This window comes from Endozoicomonas sp. ALB032 (assembly GCF_049310125.1).
Lineage (GTDB): Bacteria > Pseudomonadota > Gammaproteobacteria > Pseudomonadales > Endozoicomonadaceae > Endozoicomonas_A.
Map to the genome: position 1 here is coordinate 6,722,705 of NZ_JBLYNW010000001.1, position 21,494 is coordinate 6,744,198.

Sequence of the window (21,494 nt, forward strand, 5' to 3'; positions counted from 1 at the left end):
ATTGGTCTAAAAATCCCTGTTTCTTCGTCAAATAGCTCGCTATTCTCCTCAGAAACAGAGATTTTTATCCTCAATTTCTTGCAATCCTCGCTACGGACGCTTAAGTCCGACAGGCTGCTAGGAGCCTGATCGAGAATAGACTGCCCTACTGCGGCGGCAGCAAATTGGTCTGAAAATCCGCTTTTGTTCGTCAAATAGCTCGCTATTCTCCTCACAAAACCGAATTTTCATCCTCAATTTTCTGCCGTCCTCGCTACGGGCGCTATTCTCGGTCAGGCTCCTAGGCATTGCTTTTCAGGACGTAAACTGCATTTCTAAATTCATACCTGTCTATATAGTGAGACAACGAGTTACCCAAAGGGTTCAATCGCAAACAGGATAGGGGAAGGAAGATAAGTCTTCACTAACGGGGTGGTCAGGGATACTAACTGGCAGGGAAAGCTTTAAGGCCAGACATTTCAAAAGCCGACAGAGAACCGGCTTCAGGGTATGGCTGATTTTTTTGTTCAAAAAATAATAGTCTTTGTAAAGTTTTACTTCATTTTGACCACCAGCAACTTGTCGTTGCCCTGAACAACAGAGCCCGAAGATTTTTCCAGAGAGGCTACATCGTCCATGTTGGAGATCACAACGGGCGTAATAATACTTTTGGCATTCTCTTTCAGAAAGTCCAGATCCACTTCGATGATGGGATCTCCAGCCATGACTTGCTGGCCTTCGCTGGCAATACGCTTGAAACCCTCGCCCTTCAGCTCAACGGTGTCGATACCAAAGTGAACAAACAGCTCAACCCCGGTTGGCGTCTCCATGCTGAAGGCATGATTGGTTTCAAAGATTTTGCCAATCTCACCATCGCAAGGGGCTACCATGACTTTGCCGGTGGGATTAATGGCGATACCATCACCTACCACCTTGTCAGCAAAAACAGGATCAGGTACTTCTTCAATTGGTACAATGTCGCCGGTCAACGGTGCTCTGATCACCGTTCCCTGACTGGCACCCAGCCCCATACTTTTCTTGAGAGAGTCAAAAAGGCCCATCACTTTCACCTTCTACTTTAAACGCATTGATTTTAGGAGCCTTTGAGTAATCAGGCCAGTTAACCTGACTGAAACTCCCGATTCCTTTCCAGATTAACAGCTGAAACGGCAGACCACAGCTGCTATACCAATCGAACTTTCTAACTCCCTATTGCGCTGAAGATTTGAGCCTTAATCCTGCGTTGGCGATCGTCGCAGCTAAGACTATGACTCCTCACCCCGCCTTTTCTTAAGGCTCAAATCTCCATGCTCATCACGGAAGTTAGAAAGCACGATTAGTATTATATGTCTTTATACTGTAACTATGTCCGCTACTTTCAACAGTTGGCTGTCAATCTCATTGTGTTTGCTAATGGCTTCCTTTAAGGGTGTATGGACAATCTTCTGATCACGTACACCCACCATCACTCCACTGACACCGTCAAGCAGAGCTTCCACAGAAGCCACCCCAAGACGACTGGCCAGGACACGATCATAACAGCTGGGCTTGCCACCGCGCTGAATATGGCCCAGCACCGTCACTTTGACTTCATAGGCCGGGAAGTTTTCTTCCACAGCCCGGGACAGTTCAAAAACACCACCGGATTTATCACCTTCTGAAACCACTACGATACTGGATGTTTTCCCGGCTCTGCCACTGCTTTCAATAGAGCCCATCAACTGATCTATGGGCTTCTGATCTTCCGGAATCAAAATATCTTCTGCACCCGCAGCAATACCGGCGTTCAATGCGATAAAGCCTGCATCACGACCCATAACTTCAATCAGAAACAGACGATTATGAGAGGTGGCGGTATCACGAATCTTGTCAATCGCCTCGACCACGGTATTCAGGGCGGTGTCATAACCGATGGTGAAATCGGTTCCGAAGATATCGTTATCAATAGTGCCGGGAACACCAATGCAGCGAAGACCATGCTCTTGTTCCAGCAGCATGGCACCCGTGAAGGAACCGTCACCGCCAATAACAACCAGTCCATCCAGTCCGGCGGCAGAGGCATTTTTATAAGCAGCAGCCCGTCCCTCCGGAGCACGGAATTCCTGACAACGGGCAGACTTCAGGAATGTCCCACCCTGGTTGATAATATTGGCCACTGAACGCGCATTCACTACCTTCAGATCGTTTTCAATCAGGCCTTTGTAACCTTCATAAATGGCTACCGGCTCAACCCCGTAAAAGATGCAGCTACGTACTACGGAACGAATGGCAGCATTCATGCCAGGCGCATCGCCACCTGAAGTAAGCACACCAATTTTTTTTAGTTCTGCCATGATCTGCTCGTCTCCTGAATCCCGTAAGGGAAAGCGTGAGGCATGCTGCCCAGTCAACATGCCTGAATTGACTGAAATTATTTCACAGTAACGATCTGCATGGTGTTGGTACCGCCCTCAATTTCACAGGACTCACCCTTGGTCAGAATAATACGGTCGCCGGATTCCAGCAGGCCACGACCTTTTAGTTCGGCAATAGCACGCTGATTCACTTCAGGACCGTACTGGCTGCCACTGTCAAAAGCGACCGACTCCACCCCACGGTAAAGTGCAACGCGGCGCTCGGTGGTTTTGTAGCGAGTCAGGGCAAAAATGGGCAGGCTGGTATTAACACGGGACATCCAAAGAGGAGTCGCACCGGTTTTGGTCAGGCAAACGATCGCTTTTACACCTTCCAGACGGTTAGCCGCATGCATGGCAGCCAGCGCAATGGCGGCATCGGTTTCACCGGCATAGGCCTTATCCAGGTTGCTTCCGGAGATCATTTCAGGATGTTTTTCAGCGCCCTGACAAATACGGGCCATGGCTTTGACGACTTCATGTGGACGCTTGCCTGTAGCTGTTTCACCGGAGAGCATGACTGCGTCGGTGCCATCGAGAACGGCATTGGCCACGTCAAACACTTCAGCACGGGTTGGCTGTGTGTTGTGAATCATGGATTCCATCATTTGTGTGGCGGTAATGACAGGACGGTTCAGTCGACGGGCAACGTTGATCATCTGTTTCTGAACACCAATCAGTTCAGCGTCACCAATTTCCACCCCCAGGTCACCACGAGCTACCATGACCGCGTCTGAGGCCCGGATCACTTCTTCCAGCAATTGAAAGCTTTGAACCACTTCAGCACGCTCAATCTTGGACAAAATGGCAGCAGTACCACCGGCTTCAGCCAGCAGCTTGCGAGCCTGTTCAACATCACTGGCACTGCGAACGAAAGACACAGCCAGGAAATCCACCTCCAGAGAGGCAGCCAGCTTGATGTCTTCCTTGTCTTTTTCGGTCAGGGCATCGGCAGAAAGACCCCCACCGGCCAGGTTGATACCTTTGTTATTAGACAGCTCACCACCATCCAGAGTAGTGGTTACAATGCGCGAACCTTCAATCGACTTAACCTGCAGGCTCAGACGACCGTCGTCCAGCAACAGCACATCGCCCACCTTGCAATCGTTTGGCAGATTCTTGTAAGCCAGACCGACCTGGGTTTCATCACCGGCATCAATAGGCAGCTCTGCATCCAGAACGAACTCAGCGCCATCGGGCAGAAAGATCTTGCCATTCTGGAAACGACCAATTCGAATTTTGGGCCCCTGCAGGTCACCCAGAATCGCAACACTGCGACCCAGACGGGCAGCGATATTGCGAATGCGCTCTGCACGGACACGGTGATCATCAGCATCACCGTGGGAGAAGTTCAGTCGAACAACGTTGACACCGGCTTCAATCAGCTTGGTGAGCTGTTCTTCGGACTCTGTAGCTGGTCCGAGTGTGGCAACGATTTTTGTGCGTCTGAGCATGATATCCTCTCGCGAATTCGCCACGAACCGACCCAGCACGATGAAACTACTTAAAGGAAGAGTCGACCGGGGCATAAATGCCATACGGCAGTTTGACAACAATTTTTAAGTGAGGAACGTTCGAAGTGTAACGTTCCTGCATCTGCTTATCTTGATAAAGCAGCAAAAAGGAGAGTGTGTACCTGAAAGCCAGTATGCCAATCTGAGCCCATTATAGATGGCAGGCTAATCTACCATCGTCCAGAAGGCAGGTTGAGAGGTTAATTCCCGGCCAGCTTCATAAACACCTTCTTCTTTTTGCCACTCAGTCTCAGGAATCCAATGCCCTGTTATCAGAGCATCGGCATCAACCTGAAAAGCCTCAGATCAGCGAGGCTTTTCAATGATCTGGATTCAGGCGCCCAGCAGCGCTTTAGCAGTATCCAGCATTCGGTTGGAAAAGCCCCACTCGTTGTCGTACCAGGACATAACCTTCACCAGGTTACCCTGAACGCGAGTCTGTGTGGCATCAAAGCTGGAAGAGAATGGGCTGTGGTTAAAGTCCATGGAAACCAGAGGCTCATGGTTTACGTGCAAAACCTTGCCCATCGCTTCGGAAGACTTGGCAGCAGAAGCAATGATTTCGTTAACTTCTTCAGCAGAAGTTTCACGACTGGCCACAAAACTCAGGTCTACCAGAGATACGTTGATGGTAGGTACACGAACGGCCATACCGTCAAACTTGCCTTTCAGCTCCGGAACCACCAGGCCAACCGCTGCAGCGGCACCGGTAGCAGTCGGGATCATGTTCTGTGCAGCAGCACGGGCACGATACAGGTCACTGTGGTATACATCGCTGAGACGCTGATCATTGGTGTAGGCGTGAATAGTGGTCATCAAGCCTTTTTCAATCCCCAGAGCATCGTTCAGAGGCTTGGCAATGGGAGCCAGGCAGTTGGTGGTGCATGAAGCGTTAGAGATAACGGTCATGTCAGGAGTCAGAGTGTCGTGGTTAACACCATAAACGATGGTGGCGTCTACTTCCTTGCCCGGAGCAGAGATGATGACTTTCTTGGCACCAGCACTCAAGTGAGGTTTGCAGGCTTCCTTGGAACGGAACACACCGGTGCATTCAAATACAACGTCTACACCCAGAGCGGCCCAGGGCAGACTGGAAGGATCACGCTCAGAGAATGTCTTGATTTCGTCACCATTTACAAACAGTGCACCTTCACCCTCCTCAACCTGAGCGTCGAAACGACCATGTACAGTATCGTACTTGGTCAGGTGAGCATTGATTTTCGCATCACCCAGGTCATTGATAGCAACAATCTGGAATTCTTCACGGCGACCTGCTTCGTAGAGTGCACGCAGAACGTTGCGACCGATACGACCATAGCCATTGATTGCGATTTTGATCATGACGTCTCCAATACCCTTAGTCACAGCGGGATAACCCGCCAGTTCATTAGTAAATAGGATTTCCGGTGTAAATTCAGCCTCGTGAAAATACCTAACCCCCTTGCCACACAAGGGCTAACAGGCTTTTTCAACAATCAACAGAGTTGATGACTCTGCCCAACATACAGTCACACCAAAGGACACTTTTATTCACGGAACACAACAAAAGTTATCCGTATTAAACCACCAGGACTTGACACAGGATTGGAACGACGTTACAAATACGCTCAACAAGACACACATAATCGCACACTTGAAAACATCGTTCCCCGGCAAATCTTTACTGGAGGATCGTAATGTACCTGTTAAAGAGTACACGAAGAGCCGGAATTCTCTGTACAGACGGCAATCTGAAGAGAATCCGGAACATTTTAACAAGTAACAACACCTGACAATTTAACTCACCAGAGCGCATTACCCGCCAGCTATCCAACAGACATACTTGAGAACACGTCTCAGTATTGCCTCGTGAATGACATCGCCCCGATGTATTCGTTCAGATACACCCGGTACGTGATACTCTCTAGAGAATACCCGCAACCGCCTTAGTATTACAGGCATTTTTGCAGCAACAAACTAATCCGTCAGAGGACGACTCAATCATTTCCTGATTCACGACTGCTTTATTCCGAGAGACAACCCGGCCGGAGAGGCCAGGTCAACAAAGAGCTTACTTCAAAGTAATGATAAACTCTGCCAGATGCTCTACAGCCTTTTCAGCGCCATCACCTTCGCCGATGATGGTCACTGTTGAGCCTTGAGTCAGCCCCAGGGTCTGCAGTTTAAATAAACTCTTGGCACTGGCCTGCTTGCCACCTGCTTCCAGTTTGATGTCACAGTCAAAACTCTTGGCTTCTTTAACAAACTGAGCAGCTGGACGAGTATGAAGGCCATTCTCAGCCGTGATCACTACATCTTTCTTAAACATATTCGGTCTCTCTCTAACTTGAGCACCTGTCAGGAAGCAAGAGGCTGGACAGGCCTGACTCTAAACGGATGCATCAGAATAAAGATACACTATCTGTCTGCTTTAATTCAGACGCTGAGCCTGAATTTCAGAACGTAAGCCGACAGGAAATATTGATTCACCCAGTCATTCGGCAAGTCGAACATACTCCAGGTATACTCCGCACCATAACCTAAGAATCAGACAGCCCTGACTAAAAAGGTATCCGGATTTTCCCCTAAACTGCTTTGCGGGGAAAGACCGGTACAAGTTTCTTTGAGTCAGGGCAAAATAGCTATTGTCAAGCCATCAGGGCATTTATTTCACCCGCAATGATCTCAGCCTGAGGCCCAAGAATCACCTGCAGGTTATTTTCACCCAGCTTCACCACACCTTTGGCACCCACGGCTTTCAGGCCAGCTTCATCGATCAGGTCACGATTGGCCAGAGTCAGACGCAGACGGGTGATACAGGCTTCAACAGAGGTCAGGTTGCCCTCACCGCCCAACAGTTCGATGAAACGCAGAGCACGCTCCGAACCACTGACTGCTTCAGAAGATCCTGCTGTTTCCGGCTCCTCGTCTTCGCGCCCCGGTGTCTTCAGGTTGAAAGCCCTGATAGCGAAATAGAAAACACAGAAGTAAATAACAGAGAAAGCCAGACCAATGAACACCAGGGTCACAGGCTTGGTAGCCAGCCCCCAGTTCAGAGCCATATCCAGGGCACCCGCAGAGAAACCAAAGCCATGCAGAACACCAAACATATTGGTGATTACCAGAGATAAACCTGTCAGCACGGCATGAACAGCGTAGAGACCTGGCGCCAGGAATACGAACATGAACTCCAGAGGCTCAGTGACACCGGTCAGGAAGGCAGTAGCACCGACAGACAGCAGAACACCACCTACACGGGCACGATTTTCTTTAGGCGCCGCCAGATACATAGCCAGCGCAGCAGCTGGCAGACCGAACATCATGACCGGATAGAAGCCCGCCATAAAAGTACCGGCAGTGGGGTCACCGGCAAAGAAACGAGGCAGATCGCCCGTAACTACCTCACCGGCAGCATTGGTGAATTCACCGAAGCCAAACCAGAAAACAGAGTTCACAACATGGTGCAGACCTACCGGAATCAGGCCACGGTTCAGCACTCCATAGGCAAACTGTCCAATGGGGCCAGACTCAGAGATGCCATTAGCAAATGCATCAATGGCAGACTGGATGACTGGCCATACATAACCTGCTGCTACAGAGACCGCCAGAGCAATCAGACCGGTCATGATCGGAACCAGACGTTTGCCACCGAAGAACGCCAGATAGGGTGGCAGTGCCACCGCATGGAAACGGTTGTAACTATGACCGGCAATAATACCGGCAATAATGCCGCCAAAGAATGACATATCAATGTCGGCATTGATGGTCTTGGCCCCGGCAGTCAGGACAAAATAGCCAACTGCACCCGCCAGCACCGCTGCACCGGCATCGTCCTTTGACAGTCCGGCAGCAATACCCATCGCGAACAGCAAAGGCAGGTTACTGAAAATAGCGTTACCCGCTTCTGCGACAAAGGCAATATCCAGCAGGTCAGGCTGCCCAAGACGCAACAGGATTGCTGCAATAGGCAGAGTGGCGATGGGCAGCATCAATGCCTTACCCAATCTCTGCATATAGCCAAGAATGTTCAAAATAGTTACCCCTTAGATATTAACGTCACTGCACAAACCTCAATCAAAACCCCGTGGAACTCAAACAGGCAGACAGTTGATGGGCAGCGCATGGTTTGGGACGAAATGTAACCGGTCACAATGCACCAGTTCAACTGTGTTGTGAAGGTTTCGTAAAGAGATTAACCGGTTATTGACCCAGAGCAAAAAAGCAAACAGAACATGTGGCATCAGTAGTCATATATGACACACCACAATAGAGAGCACCTCAATGAGGTGCTTAAGCGATGGAAGCCAGATGTCTGTTCATTAGCTGGAATGAAACAGACGTAAAGCTCAGTACTCGGACTTTGTCACTATTGGGCTCTTGTTGTAGAACCTCAGGTAGGCCACGATGTTACTGAGCAGGAACAGCACTTCCATGACGACGGCCATCGGGGACAGGACAAGAACGTTGTGGCTCAACCAAACTACCGCACCCACCATCATGATCAGTCTCATCTCACGATCGTCTTTACTGAATGCGCCTATCGTTTGCAGGCAGGAGCCGACGAACGCCACGAGACTGATGAAAGACTCGTAGGTAACAAAGAGTGTCACACCATTGATAATCAAAAACAGGTTTCTTACCCCGGGCCGAGACGTAAAGTAACTGGTCAGATAGCGTATTGACGCAATCGTCATAACCACGGCCGCTGTGAAAGCATTGAGCAAGTAAAAGTGCGTCGCAATCAACGCTCCCGCAATAAACAGGCACAACACCACGTGTTTGCGTGTTTTGAACTGGAAAGACAACAGGTCAAACACAATAGCGATGGATACCAGGATCTGTGAAAGCGTGTAATTATCCATGTTTACAACCCTTGTTCACTCTGGCTCACCCAAGCGCAACAGTTTGATCGATTTCTAGCTCAACGAACACGCTCTTGATTGCCTCAGCGAGGTGACGAATATGCGTCTCGGTGTGATTGGGCGTTGCATTGATCCGGAAGCGCTCGGTGCCTACCTCGACGGTTGGTGAGTTGATCGACTGAATGTAAATCCCATGCTTGCTCAGCAGCAGATCGGCCGCTTGTTTGCATTTCCGGGCGTCGCCGATCTTGACTGGCAAAATGTGCGTTTCTGAGCATCCCATGATGGGAATGCCCAACTCCGCAAAAATCGCGCGCAAGAGCGCTGTATTGAACTTGAGCTTCTGGCGCTCAGAGTCCGAGGCTTTCAAGTGGTTGATGCTGGTTAAACAGGCTCTGGCGATGCTTGGAGGCAATGAAGTGGTAAAGATAAAGCCGGACGAAAACGAGCGAATAAAGTCGATAATGGTTCGGTTGCCAGCAACGTAACCACCAATCACGCCGATGGCTTTCGCCATGGTACCTTGTATGATGTCGATATCCGATTCGTGGCCCAAGGCCTCCGCAATACCCGCCCCGCGTGCGCCGTACATACCTATGGCATGTACTTCATCCAAATAAGTCAAGCATCTGTATTTCTTCGCTAGTGTAACAATCCCAAAGATGTCGGCAATGTCACCATCCATAGAGTAAACGGATTCAAAGATGATCAGTTTCGGGCAATCGATGTCGACGGTTTTCAGAAGTGACTCGAGGTGGTCTGCGTCATTGTGTCTGAAGATGTGCTTTTGGTTTTTAGATGAGCGAATGCCATTAATGATGGAGGCATGATTCTTTTCATCAGAAAAGATTATTAGCTCTGGGAACATCCTCAGTAAACATTGCAAGGTGGCATCGTTTGAAGAGTAACCGGTCGGGTAAACCAGTGCAGCTTCTTTTTGATACCAGTCTGCAATCGAGACTTCCAATTCAGTGAGGTATTGGTGCGTGCCACCAATATTACGAGAGCCGCCGGAGCCAACGCCATGCTGTTGGATGGCATCCACGGCGGAGGCCATGACCAGATCATTCTGAGACATACCCAGATAGTCGTTACTGCACCAGACCGTGACGGGCTTGCCGTTGGATAACGCACGAGGGTAATTGTCTCCAATGCGATTGATGTCCGTAAATATTCTGTATTCGCCGGATTGTTTTATGCGAGCCAATTGGCTTTCCATTATTTCATACATCAGCAATTTGCTCTTTTTTTGTTATGCCTCATGCTTATTTTATTGCGAGATGTAACAAACTGAAATAATTCAAAACATCAAATTATCCAATATAATCATTCACTTATTGCATTCGAGATAGGACATAGCCTCGCGACCATACTCCTGCCAGTGGGCTCACCCAAAAGAACCACCTCATCAGGTGCTCACAGAAGTATACTTGAATCACTCAGCACTTAATGACCTCCTCATCCAACCGCTAATACCAAGCCAATACGCCAGCACGCCATAAACATCGGAGCCTCTCTGGCTAATGCTTGCCGGATAACGTCAGGCTCTTCGCTTTCGCCCCTTTGATTTCTTGCATTTGCCAACAGTCCATTGAACCAGTGTGACTCCAGATAGTTCAGAGCCGCCTTCAATGCTGATGTGTGGAACGCCCCACAGTAAAAACAAGATCACTCACCGTAATAAGCTTTCCTCAGCAAAGTTTCCAGCTCAGAGATCAGTGGCATTCTTGGGTTTGCCGTAGTGCACTGATCTTCAAAAGCATGATCAGCCAGCATTTTGACTTTTTCCATAAACCCTTTCTCAGAAACCCCCAGCTCTTTCAGAGATAAAGGCATCCCCAGCCGCTTCATCAATTTACGAACAGCATTGGCCAGGGATTTGACTCCTTCTTCAGGGGTTTTACAGGGCAGGCCCAGCGCCCTGGCCACTTCGGTATATTTCTCATGGGCGATGTAATGATCGTATTTCGGGAAAGAAGCCACCTTGGAAGGATTCGGACACCCGTTGTACTCAATCACATGAGGCAACAACAGTGCATTGGCCAAACCATGGGGAATATGGAACTCATGCCCCAAATTATGAGCCATAGAGTGATTGATACCCAGGAAAGCGTTGGCAAAGGCCATACCGGCAATGCAGGAAGCATTATGCATCTTTTCCCTGGCTACCTTGTCAGCTTCTTCGCAGGATTTCGGCAGATACTCAAAAACCAACTGAATCGCCTTCATAGCCAGGGCATCCGTATAATCTGACGCCATCACAGAGACATAAGCTTCCAGTGCGTGAGTCAGGACATCCAGACCTGTGTCTGCGGTCACCTTTTTGGGCACCGTCAGCACCAGATTCGGGTCCAGAATGGCTACATCAGGCGTTAACTCATAGTCGGCCAGAGGATACTTGATGCCTTTCTCTTTATCGGTAATAACGGCAAAGGAAGTCACCTCAGAGCCGGTTCCGGACGTTGTGGGAATAGCCACCAGTCTGGCTTTCTTGCCCAGTTTCGGGAACTTGTAAACCCGCTTGCGGATATCAAAAAACTTCTGGGCCATACCCGCAAAATCAGCTTCTGGCTGCTCGTAGAACAACCACATGCCCTTGGCCGCATCAATAGGAGAGCCACCACCCAGAGCAATCACGACGTCCGGATTGAACAGCGCCATATCCTCGGCACCCTCGCGAATAGTCGCCAGACTCGGATCGGCCTCAACCTGATTAAATACCCTCACCTGCACTGGCACCGGACGTTTTCTCAGGTGGTACCGAACCTTTTCAACATATCCCAGACTCTGAATCACCTCGTCTGTCACGATGAACACACGAGAAATGTCGGGCATTTTTTCAAGGTATTGCAGGGAGTTGGCTTCGAAATAGATTTTTCTGGGCACTTTGAACCATTGCATATTAACCCTGCGCTTGGCCACGCGCTTGACGTTGATGAGGTTAACAGCAGAAACGTTGGACGTCGTACTGTTCCCACCATAGGTGCCACAACCCAGAGTCAGGGAGGGCATGTTGGTGTTATAAATATCACCAATAGCACCATGGGTGCTTGGTGAGTTAATGATAATACGACCGGCCTTCATCGCCAGCGAGAATTCATCAATCACATCATCGTTCTGGGAGTGCAGAACAGCGGAATGCCCGAGACCACCGAAGTTCAGCATCTGGTCGGCCAGTTCAATACCATGTTGGGTATCCCTGGCCTTGAGAAAGCCCAACACCGGCGAGAGCTTCTCGCGGGACAGGGGAAACTCGGGCCCAACCCCTTCAATCTCAGACGCGATAACCCTTGTCTCTTGCGGTATTTTAATATCTGCCAGCGCAGCAATATCGGATGGCTTCATCCCCACAATCTTACTGTTGACATGGCCATCAATAATGACCACTTCAGCCAGGCGATCGGTCTCTTTGGGAGAGGTGAAATAGACATTCAGCCTCTTCATCTCTTCCTTAAAAGAAGCATAAACTTCGTCGTGTACTATGGCAGCCTGCTCGGAGGCACAGATCATTCCGTTATCAAAACTCTTGGACAGAACCAGATCATTGGCGGCCTGCTTGATATTGGCAGTGCGATCAATAACACAGGGCACATTACCCGGACCCACCCCCAGAGCCGGCTTGCCAGAAGAATAGGCGGCCCGAACCATACCTGAACCACCGGTGGCGAGAATGACTGAGATCTCGGGATGGGTCATCAACTTCTGAGTGGCCTCCAGCGATGGATGCTCTACCCAGAGTATGCAATCTTCTGGCGCTCCTGCCTCTATGGCCGCATCGCGAACAATTCTTGCCGCTTCTGTTGAACATTGTTGTGCCGAAGGGTGAAAAGCAAAAACAATAGGATTACGCGTCTTGGCAGCAATAATAGACTTGAACATGGTGGTGGAGGTGGGGTTTGTCACTGGCGTGATACCACAGACAACGCCTACTGGTTCAGCTACCAACATGAAATCCTCCTCCTCATTATCTTCAATCACACCGACAGTTTTATCGTATTTGATAGAATGGTAGATGGACTCAGTCGCAAAGATGTTTTTGGTGACCTTATCTTCGAGGATTCCCCTTCCGGTTTCCTCAACGGCCATTCTCGCCAGCTCCATGTGAGCAGACTGCCCTGCCAGAGCCATAGCCCGTGTCACCCGGTCCACGTCTTCCTGGTTGAGCTTCAGGTACTTTTCTCTCGCTATCCCGGCTCGCTTAAGCAGACCATCCAGCTGCTCATTCACACTGGACGCACTGTCGTGTTTTTTCTCCCTGGCCTTGGCTGCTGATTTATTACTCACCATGAGAAGCACCTCACACTGTCGTTTATTAAGGCAAAATCACTCGCTAAGACATAGTTGGTTCGAAATATTCTTACTCTTGGGCACTGTGTCCGGGCTATCGGACTCTAATCCGGAACTGCTTGTCTACTGACTTTCTCTGGCAATTCTGAAAAAAGGGAGCCCATGCCCCCCCTGTCGGTCATTGAATAAATGCATCAAGGGCTGCTTGTACATCCTTGATGGTAGGTTGATTTACCACATCATTGGCCAGCTTTTGCAATGCTTCGAAACGCTGCTCTCTGAGCACTTTTTTAACCCTGGGAATCGACGTAGCACTCATACTGAACTCATCCAGCCCTAAACCCGCAAGTATCAAAGCGGCACGCTCATCGCCCGCCATTTCTCCACACATACCGGTCCACTTGCCTGCTTTATGAGAGCAATCAATCACCCGTTTGATGGCACGCAGTACAGCGGGTGACATAGGTTCATAGAGATCAGCAATCATTTCATTGCCACGATCCACAGCCAGAACGTACTGGGTCAGGTCATTGGTACCGATACTGAAGAAGTCCACTTCTTCAATCAGCAGGTCGGCAATCATAACCGCAGCAGGGGTTTCCACCATGATTCCTGCCTCAACATGGTCATCAAAGCACACGCCTTCATTGCTGAGCTCTGACTTGACCGCTGCCATCATGGCATTCAGCCGACGGGCTTCTTCCACGGAAATGACCATGGGGAACATAATCTTCAGTTTGCCAAAAGCACTGGCTCTGAAAATGGCACGTAACTGGGTGTTAAGAATTTCAGGCTTGTCAAAGCACATTCGAATGGCTCGCCAGCCGAGAAACGGATTCAGTTCCTCAGGCAGATCAAGATAGGGCAGCTCCTTGTCACCACCGATATCCAGAGTGCGGATAATTACCGGCCGCCCCCCCATGGCTTCAGCAACGGCCTTATAAGCCTCGAACTGCTCTTCTTCCGAAGGCATTTGAGTGCGGTCCATAAACAGGAACTCGGTTCTGTAGAGACCCACACCTTCAGCACCATGACGATCAGCTCCTCCGATATCCTTGACCGTACCAATATTGGCACAGACTTCGAAGGCTTTACCGTCCAGGGTCTCGCAGGGGAGATCCTTAAGCTTGGTCAGCTCAATACGTTCTTCATCCAGCTGTTTCTGAAGCGTCCGGTAGTAATCCAGCGCGGAGGCATCAGGATTCACCAGCACTTTATTGTTGATGGCATCAAGCACCACCTGATCACCACTCTGAATTCTGTCAGTCGCCACCCTGGCTCCAACAATGGCGGGCAACTCAAGAGAACGAGCCATAATAGCAGAGTGAGAAGTACGACCACCGACGTTGGTCACAAAACCCCAGACCTTTTTGAGATCAATCTGGGAAGTATCAGAGGGAGTCAGGTCATTGGCAATAATAATAGAACCCTCTTCCACCTCCTCCAGAGAGGTCACAGGAATACCCAGCAAATTCTTCAGCATCCTGCGCCCTACATCCCTGATATCCGCTACACGCTCACGCAGATACGGGTCGTCCAGCTCTTCCAGCATACTGACATTAGCCATAATGGCGTCATTCAGTGCCGCATCTGCCGGTTTCAGCGAACGGATTGCTGAAATAACTTCTTCTTCCAGCTCTTCGTCTGTTGCCACCAGAATGTGACCTTCAAAGACTTCAGCTTCCTCTTCCCCCAGTTTGCCTGCAGTTTTATCACGAATGGCTTCAAGCTGCTCAACTGCGCGATCTCTGGCCTGCCTGAAGCGAGTGATATCCGCCTCGACCTCAGAGTTGTCCAGAACGCCATCGCTGATCTGTATTTCGACCTCTTTCAGCACAAAGGCGTTACCAATGGCCACGCCGGAAGACGCAATGATGCCTGAAAACATGATCTTACCCACTCAAAAAGTTACCTGCCGGGAAAAACAGCCCGCCCGCCCTCTTCTCATGATGAAAAGTGACGCAAACTACTCTTCTCGGCTCATAGCTGCTCAGCTACCGGAGTATCAGGCTTGTAAGCGACAGGATACAACCGGCAATCAATCACACAAACCCTGACATAGCTCGACAAATTATTTCAAAACGTGCACCTGAATACGGAGTTTCTTACAAACTTCATTGCTTATAGAGAGACCCACTCCAAGATAGTGCATCATCTAATTAATCGCCTGCCGTATGATGAACAGCCACACTAAAATAAACACCATCAACAAGCGGTTTAGAATGCCTTCAAACCATAAAAAGCCCACTGCTATGTAATGTTTTTTCATTAATAAACCGGATCAATCCACTAACATTCAGGGTTGCTTCAGGGAGGCGACGTTATTTAGCACTTCAATCCCAAAAAAAGACGTGTCACTCCTTCAGGAAATACTAAAAAAGCCCCCACCTTCTCACAAAAAATTGCTCCACACCTTAATAGGATTGACCTCCAGCCAATATACGCATTACTACCTAACACCCTGTCAACAGACCGCTGCAAGCATTTTTTTACGACATACTTCAATAAAATACTCAGAATTTTCATACACCTTACCCAATGACTCTTTTCATTAAACGACAACATTATTTTAATAAAGAGGAAATATAATTCTTGTCAACATAAGCCCCCTGAAAGGATCAAGGCATTAATAAGCTGAAAAAATTCTTAAACTCTCTTTCTATATAACTGGAGAAAGATAAAGTTTTTTTGTTAGACTTCAGGCAAGCCAAGTTTCCGGCCTCAGGATTAATTTGCATCACAGCATAAACATTTCAGTTTGCACGGCTCAGTATGAAAGTGTTATCAAACTTCATCGTTGACTGATACTCAAACTGATTCAGACTCAGCTCTCCCGACCACTGACCGAGGAAACCTTTATGGCACTGGTATCCATGACCGAAATGCTGAAAAAAGCTCTGGAAGGCAAGTACGCAATTGGCCAGTTCAATATCAATAATCTGGAGTGGACTCAGGCTATACTGACTGCCGCCCAGAAAACCCGGTCTCCCGTTATTCTTGGTGTATCTGAAGGCGCGGCTCGTTATATGGGTGGCTTCAAGGTGATTACCGCGATGGTAAATGCCCTGATCGAGAGCATGAAAATTACTGTACCGGTTGCTGTTCATCTGGATCACGGTTCCAGCATTGAAAAATGCAAAGAAGCCATCGAAGCCGGTTTCTCTTCCGTGATGATCGACGGCTCTCACGGCCCATTCGAAGAGAATGTTGCCATGACCAAAACCGTGGTTGAGTATGCTCACGCTCTTGGCGTATCCGTTGAAGCGGAACTGGGTGTTGTTGGTGGTCAGGAAGACGACGTTGTTGCAGATAGCTGCATCTACGCTGATCCGCAGGAATGTAAAGAGCTGGTTGAACGCACTGGCGTAGATTGTCTGGCCCCTGCTCTCGGCTCTGTTCACGGCCCATACAAAGGCCTGCCAAATCTGGGCTTTGAAGAAATGTTGCAGGTTAAAGAGCTGACGGGGGTGCCACTGGTTCTGCATGGCGGCACAGGCATACCGACTGCCGATATCCAGAATGCCATCAGCCGTGGCACCGCCAAGATCAACGTAAACACAGAAAACCAGATCGCCTGGACTAACATGGTTCGCAAGGTCCTGGCCAACGACGCTGAAGTTTACGACCCACGTAAGGTCATTGGCCCGGGTAAAGAAGCCATCATTGAAACCGTCATGGGTAAAATCCGTGAGTTCGGCTCCGAAGGCAAAGCCTGATTTAAGTACTCAACCATACGAAATCATATTTTCTGACTTCTTGTTCAGGCACTCGCGGCAACTGCTCCTGCGTTGCTCTAGCTCCTGCATCCATGCAGTCGTGATGCGTTGCAACTCTGGTCACATAGCTTGCTATGTTCCCGTCGTTGCGCCTTGCAGAGCACCTGCCCAATAAGCCAGAAATATTCGATTCCGTATGGCTGAGTACTTATCAGCCCGGTAGTTCAGACTAACGGGCTTATTATTTGCCCACCTCTTTCTTATCTGAACTAGTATTCAGATACCTGAAGCCGTTCATGTTTTGCACCACTCCCAAGAAACAGGGATAATAGCCACCGAATTCAATCACCCCTTGATTAGCAGGAGCAGGCAATGGCCCTGATCAGCTTGCGTGAGATGCTCGACCACGCCGCAGAAAACAACTACGGTGTCCCCGCATTTAATGTCAACAACCTGGAACAGATGCGCGCCATTATGGAGGCTGCCGACGAGACTGACTCCCCGGTCATCGTTCAGGCTTCTGCAGGCGCCCGTAAATACGCAGGTGCCCCTTTCCTGAGACACCTGATTCTGGCCGCCACTGAAGAGTTCCCCCATATTCCAGTCGTTATGCATCAGGATCACGGTACCAGCCCCGCTGTATGCCAACGTTCCATCCAGCTTGGCTTCACCTCCGTGATGATGGATGGCTCACTGAAAGATGATGGCAAAACACCGTCTTCCTACGATTACAACGTTGATGTAACCCGTCGCACAGTAGAAATGGCACACGCCTGTGGTGTTTCTGTAGAAGGCGAACTGGGTTGCCTGGGCTCTCTGGAAACCGGACAGGCCGGTGAAGAAGACGGCGTCGGCGCAGAAGGCACCCTGTCACACGATCAGCTGCTGACAGACCCGGATGAAGCAGCAGAATTTGTAAAAGCCACTCATGTGGATGCCCTGGCCATTGCCTGCGGTACCAGCCACGGCGCCTACAAATTCACTCGTCCACCGACAGGCGATATTCTGGCGATCGACCGTATTCGTGAAATCCACCAGCGCATCCCGAACACCCACCTGGTGATGCACGGCTCCTCTTCTGTTCCCCAGGAATGGCTGAAAGTCATCAACGAAAACGGTGGGCAAATCCCTGAAACTTACGGTGTACCGGTGGAACAGATTCAGGAAGGTATTCGTCACGGCGTTCGCAAGGTCAACATTGATACCGACCTGCGTCTGGCGTCTACGGGCGCTATTCGCCGCTTCATGGCAGAAAACCCTTCCGAATTTGACCCGCGCAAATATTTCGCAGTGGCCACCAAAGCCATGAAAGACATCTGCATCCAGCGTTATGAAGCGTTCGGCGCTGCAGGTCAGGGTTCAAAGATTGGCAACACCAGTCTGGAAAGCATGTTTATTCGTTACGGTAAGGGTGAGCTGGACCCAAAAATCCAGTAATACAACCGTCGCTTGATCACAAAAGCCAACCTCCTCCGGGGTTGGCTTTTTTATGCTTAAACTACTTTAAAACAGATTCAGGAGTGAGCCATGCTGTATGGAGTGGATATCGGTGGCACTAAAATGGAGCTGGCCGTTTTTGATCATGAGCATAACAAACTCGTGAGCAAACGCTTACCCACACCGACCGACTCCTACGATGCCTTTAAAAAAGCCATACGTGAACTGGTATTAGAAACCGATCGTGAATTAAACACACGAGGTAGTGTAGGTATTGGTATTCCCGGATTTGTTAATCCTGATACCGGCAAGGCTCAGTGTGCTAATGTGCCCTGTACCAACAACCAGAATCTGCAAGTTGATCTTGAATTACTTCTGGATCGCCCCATCAAAATTGAAAATGATGCCAACTGCTTTGCCCTGTCGGAAGCCATTGGCGGAGCAGGTGATAAAATTCCTACGGTTTTTGGGGTGATTCTCGGAACCGGTTGTGGTGGCGGTCTCTATATCAACGGCAAGATTCATGATGGTAGAAACAACCTGGCAGGCGAATGGGGACACACACCACTGCCCTACCATGTTTTCAAACTGGCTGGCGAAGACTTCCCCATCATCAAGTGTGGCTGTGGCATGCACGGCTGTCTGGATAACTACCTGTCAGGCAGAGGTCTGGAGCTGGCATATAAGCATGTTGCCGACGAGTCCCGGTCAGGCAAAGACATAGTACAACTATACCGCCATCATGATACCCGGGCAGAACGAGCTGTTGAGATTTACTGTGAACTGCTCGCCTCGGGACTGGGTGCCATGATCAATATTCTGGACCCTGGTGTCATTGTTCTGGGTGGCGGCCTGTCAAACTTTGATGAACTCTACGAACTGGTTCCTCCTCTGCTGCCAAAATACACTCTGAACATCGGACAACTGCCGGAGATACGCAAGGCAGAATTCGGTGATGCCGGGGGTGTGCGTGGTGCTGCTATGCTGAATGCCTGATTTCTGAAAAGGGTCTACGCTTTCCTGCATGTCTTATTCGTCTACTTTATTCTTCTGATAGTAAGAGGCACCAATGACTCCTTACCAAAGGCTTGCAGGATGCCCGGGCTGCAATAAACAGTTCTTAAAAGTCAGCGCACTGATAATCAGACACCTCGGCACTATCCAGCTCATGGCTCTGTTCAGTTTTTGTTTTCACATGTCAGTGCAAGCGGATGACGGGGTTCAGATGAGTAAAATCCATGAAAACTGTCATAAAGCCATGCGAGACCGTCATCATTTCGATCCCTTTCATTTCCCCAAACGTCTGAGATGCAAAAGCATCCTTCACACTGAAAAGGGTCTCTTTATCGAGAAGACCGCATTCGTGCCTCCCAACAGGCTGGAATACACTTGTCGCTCATTTGCGAGAAATACCTCTGAGAAAGCCCAGTTGTCTGAATGCCAGGCAATGTCAAATAAAACCGTGTCCCCCAGCCGAGCCGTCAAAATACCCGACTACCCCTACCCAATCGTACTCATCAAAGACGATATCTATCTGCATCCCACGCAGACCCTGTCAGAACTCATTACCTCTGTCCTGTACAACGGTGGCAATCTGGCTGCTGCCTTCTTCCATGGCATGATCTACTGGGAAATATGGCAAAATTATCAACTCTCTAACAATGCCTTCGCTCTTCGACTGATGATGCTCGGCCTGGTCTGGAACTCTCTTGCAATCTATAAACACAGCCTGCATGCCATTAACACTCATCGTGAACATGAATTCACCACCTGGGAAACCTTTTTTGAAACTATCAGCATGCCCATTGAAATAGAGCTTGAAGCACCGGAAGTCATTAAGGCATTAAAATTATTACCAACTTTCCGGAACGATATCTATTTAACGAAAGATTCCCCGGACGACATCTATTTAATGAAAGGGCTGGTATTTTTTGGACTCACCTGGCTGAACTGCTATGTCACTGTAACTTCCTGGATTTCATACTCCCTGGACAATGCTTACCATGAGTACTGCCCGACTCAGGCCTCTGCCCCCGAAAACGCCCACTGCATCAAACAGATAGAAGAAATGCACGTTCTTCTGGATCAATAGATTCCCACGTAACAAAAAACTTTACCCGGAATGTCTGGCTGAAACAGGATGACCTGCTGCAGGTCTGAGCTTTTCCAGAAGGTCTCTGGCGACAGAAACAGAAATGGTTTTTTTCATGGAGATGAACTTAGCGGGTGTCGCAAAACTCCATTGTGCAAAAACCATTCTTTTTTACAATTCATCAAAAAGGTCTACGCTTCCCTGCAGATCTGCTCCTTTTGAAAGGAAGAGGCAACAATGAATCCTTCCCATAAGCCTGCAGGATGCCCGGGCTGCAATAAATTGTCTTCAAAACTCAGCTCACTGAAAATTAAAATGCTCAGCACTGTTCAGCTGATTGCGTTACTCGGCTTTTATTTTCATACGCCGACACAAGCAGACGACGGCGTTCAGGTGAGTAAAGCCCATGAAAGCTGTCATAAAGCCATGAGGGATCGCCATCAGCTTGACCCCTTTTATTTTCCCAGGCACCTGGTATGCCATACCATCCTTTCAAATGAGGAGCGTTGGATCTTCGAGAAAACTGTTTTTGTGCCTCCCAACACACTGGAATACGCATGTTACTCATTTCCCTCATTGACCTTTAACAGCTCTGGGAAAAACCTGCTCCCTGACTGTCAGACACTGTTGAAAATAGCTACCTACAGCAACCATGTCTATGAAATACCCGACTACCCTATCGTGCCCATAAAAGATGATATCTATCTACATCCAGAGTCTTTATCAGAACTCGCTACTTATGCCCTGTACAATGGGGGTGGCAACCTGGTTGAAATTTTCTTCCATGGCATGATCTACCAGAAAATATGGAACACTTATCAGCTATCAAACAGTGTCTATGCCTTTCCGATGATGATGCTCGGCATGGTTTGGAACTCCCTTGAAGCCTATAAACACAGCCTGTACATCAACATCCATCGTAGCGAATTCAGCTTTTGGGAATTTGTGCTTGAAGTGTTCAGTAATTGCATTGAGATAAGCCTTGGCACGCCAGATATCTTTGATGCTTTAAGCTTCTGGCCTAAGACTTTCCGGGGCAAGATTGAGGCAATGAAAGAAATAGCATTCTTTGGGTTGATCTGGATGAACTGTATGATTGCTTCACCCTCCCGAACGCCTAATCCCGGTTATGATGAGAATTGCCCTGAACTGGCTTCTACCCCCTCAAACATCCGCTGCAGCAAACAGATAGAAGAAATGCACGTTCTTCTGGACCAGTGACTTTGATAAAATCG

At 49.1% G+C, this 21,494-nt stretch carries 16 protein-coding genes; 5 read left to right on the top strand and 11 right to left on the bottom strand.

Going from position 1 to position 21,494, the window contains the following annotated elements:
* Positions 1-533: 533 nt before the first annotated feature.
* From crr to ptsI, 10 genes are all read right to left on the bottom strand, one after another.
* A complete protein-coding gene (gene crr, locus ACO6VG_RS24345; RefSeq protein ID WP_422134688.1) occupies positions 534-1,040 on the bottom strand; it encodes a PTS glucose transporter subunit IIA in 507 nt (168 codons plus the stop codon).
* A 291-nt stretch (positions 1,041-1,331) separates the two neighbouring features.
* Positions 1,332-2,312 (bottom strand): 6-phosphofructokinase, encoded by a 981-nt coding sequence (pfkA, locus tag ACO6VG_RS24350; protein ID WP_422134689.1) that lies wholly within the window; start codon positions 2,310-2,312, stop codon positions 1,332-1,334.
* 77 nt (positions 2,313-2,389) lie between these two features.
* Positions 2,390-3,826, bottom strand: coding sequence for a pyruvate kinase (gene pyk, locus ACO6VG_RS24355; RefSeq protein WP_422134690.1), 1,437 nt, complete (start codon positions 3,824-3,826; stop codon positions 2,390-2,392).
* A 393-nt stretch (positions 3,827-4,219) separates the two neighbouring features.
* Complete coding sequence (gene gap, locus ACO6VG_RS24360; RefSeq protein WP_422134691.1) at positions 4,220-5,227, bottom strand: type I glyceraldehyde-3-phosphate dehydrogenase; 1,008 nt, start codon at positions 5,225-5,227, stop codon at positions 4,220-4,222.
* A 709-nt stretch (positions 5,228-5,936) separates the two neighbouring features.
* The gene (locus tag ACO6VG_RS24365) at positions 5,937-6,194 is read right to left on the bottom strand and encodes an HPr family phosphocarrier protein (protein ID WP_422134692.1); all 258 of its coding nucleotides are present in this window, start codon (positions 6,192-6,194) and stop codon (positions 5,937-5,939) included.
* Between the two features lie 319 nt (positions 6,195-6,513).
* Positions 6,514-7,896 carry an N-acetylglucosamine-specific PTS transporter subunit IIBC gene (gene nagE, locus ACO6VG_RS24370; RefSeq protein WP_422134693.1) on the bottom strand — a complete coding sequence of 461 codons (1,383 nt, stop codon included), beginning with the start codon at positions 7,894-7,896 and terminating at the stop codon, positions 6,514-6,516.
* 315 nt (positions 7,897-8,211) lie between these two features.
* Positions 8,212-8,727 carry a YgjV family protein gene (locus ACO6VG_RS24375; protein ID WP_422134694.1) on the bottom strand — a complete coding sequence of 172 codons (516 nt, stop codon included), beginning with the start codon at positions 8,725-8,727 and terminating at the stop codon, positions 8,212-8,214.
* 25 nt (positions 8,728-8,752) lie between these two features.
* Positions 8,753-9,958 carry a 5-aminolevulinate synthase gene (hemA, locus tag ACO6VG_RS24380; RefSeq protein WP_422412963.1) on the bottom strand — a complete coding sequence of 402 codons (1,206 nt, stop codon included), beginning with the start codon at positions 9,956-9,958 and terminating at the stop codon, positions 8,753-8,755.
* A gap of 437 nt (positions 9,959-10,395) precedes the next feature.
* Positions 10,396-13,014 carry a bifunctional acetaldehyde-CoA/alcohol dehydrogenase gene (gene adhE, locus ACO6VG_RS24385; protein ID WP_422134696.1) on the bottom strand — a complete coding sequence of 873 codons (2,619 nt, stop codon included), beginning with the start codon at positions 13,012-13,014 and terminating at the stop codon, positions 10,396-10,398.
* A 178-nt stretch (positions 13,015-13,192) separates the two neighbouring features.
* Positions 13,193-14,914, bottom strand: a complete 1,722-nt coding sequence (gene ptsI, locus ACO6VG_RS24390; RefSeq protein WP_422138602.1) for a phosphoenolpyruvate-protein phosphotransferase PtsI — start codon at positions 14,912-14,914, stop codon at positions 13,193-13,195.
* A 958-nt stretch (positions 14,915-15,872) separates the two neighbouring features.
* On the opposite strand from ptsI, the gene fba (ACO6VG_RS24395) reads away from it, so the two are divergent.
* The 4 genes from fba (ACO6VG_RS24395) (at position 15,873) to ACO6VG_RS24410 (ending at position 20,259) form a co-directional block, all read left to right on the top strand.
* The gene (gene fba, locus ACO6VG_RS24395; RefSeq protein ID WP_422134698.1) at positions 15,873-16,730 is read left to right on the top strand and encodes a class II fructose-1,6-bisphosphate aldolase; all 858 of its coding nucleotides are present in this window, start codon (positions 15,873-15,875) and stop codon (positions 16,728-16,730) included.
* Positions 16,731-17,102: 372 nt separating this feature from the next.
* Positions 17,103-18,167 (top strand): class II fructose-bisphosphate aldolase, encoded by a 1,065-nt coding sequence (fba, locus tag ACO6VG_RS24400; protein ID WP_422134699.1) that lies wholly within the window; start codon positions 17,103-17,105, stop codon positions 18,165-18,167.
* A gap of 90 nt (positions 18,168-18,257) precedes the next feature.
* Positions 18,258-19,163 (top strand): N-acetylglucosamine kinase, encoded by a 906-nt coding sequence (nagK, locus tag ACO6VG_RS24405; protein WP_422476064.1) that lies wholly within the window; start codon positions 18,258-18,260, stop codon positions 19,161-19,163.
* Positions 19,164-19,236: 73 nt separating this feature from the next.
* A complete protein-coding gene (locus ACO6VG_RS24410) occupies positions 19,237-20,259 on the top strand; it encodes a hypothetical protein (protein WP_422476066.1) in 1,023 nt (340 codons plus the stop codon).
* Between the two features lie 21 nt (positions 20,260-20,280).
* On the opposite strand, the gene ACO6VG_RS24415 is transcribed toward ACO6VG_RS24410, so the two are convergent.
* On the bottom strand, positions 20,281-20,424 hold the full coding sequence (locus ACO6VG_RS24415; RefSeq protein WP_422476068.1) for a hypothetical protein: 144 nt from the start codon (positions 20,422-20,424) through the stop codon (positions 20,281-20,283).
* Positions 20,425-20,496: 72 nt separating this feature from the next.
* On the opposite strand from ACO6VG_RS24415, the gene ACO6VG_RS24420 reads away from it, so the two are divergent.
* Positions 20,497-21,480, top strand: coding sequence for a hypothetical protein (locus tag ACO6VG_RS24420; RefSeq protein ID WP_422476070.1), 984 nt, complete (start codon positions 20,497-20,499; stop codon positions 21,478-21,480).
* Positions 21,481-21,494: the final 14 nt, after the last annotated feature.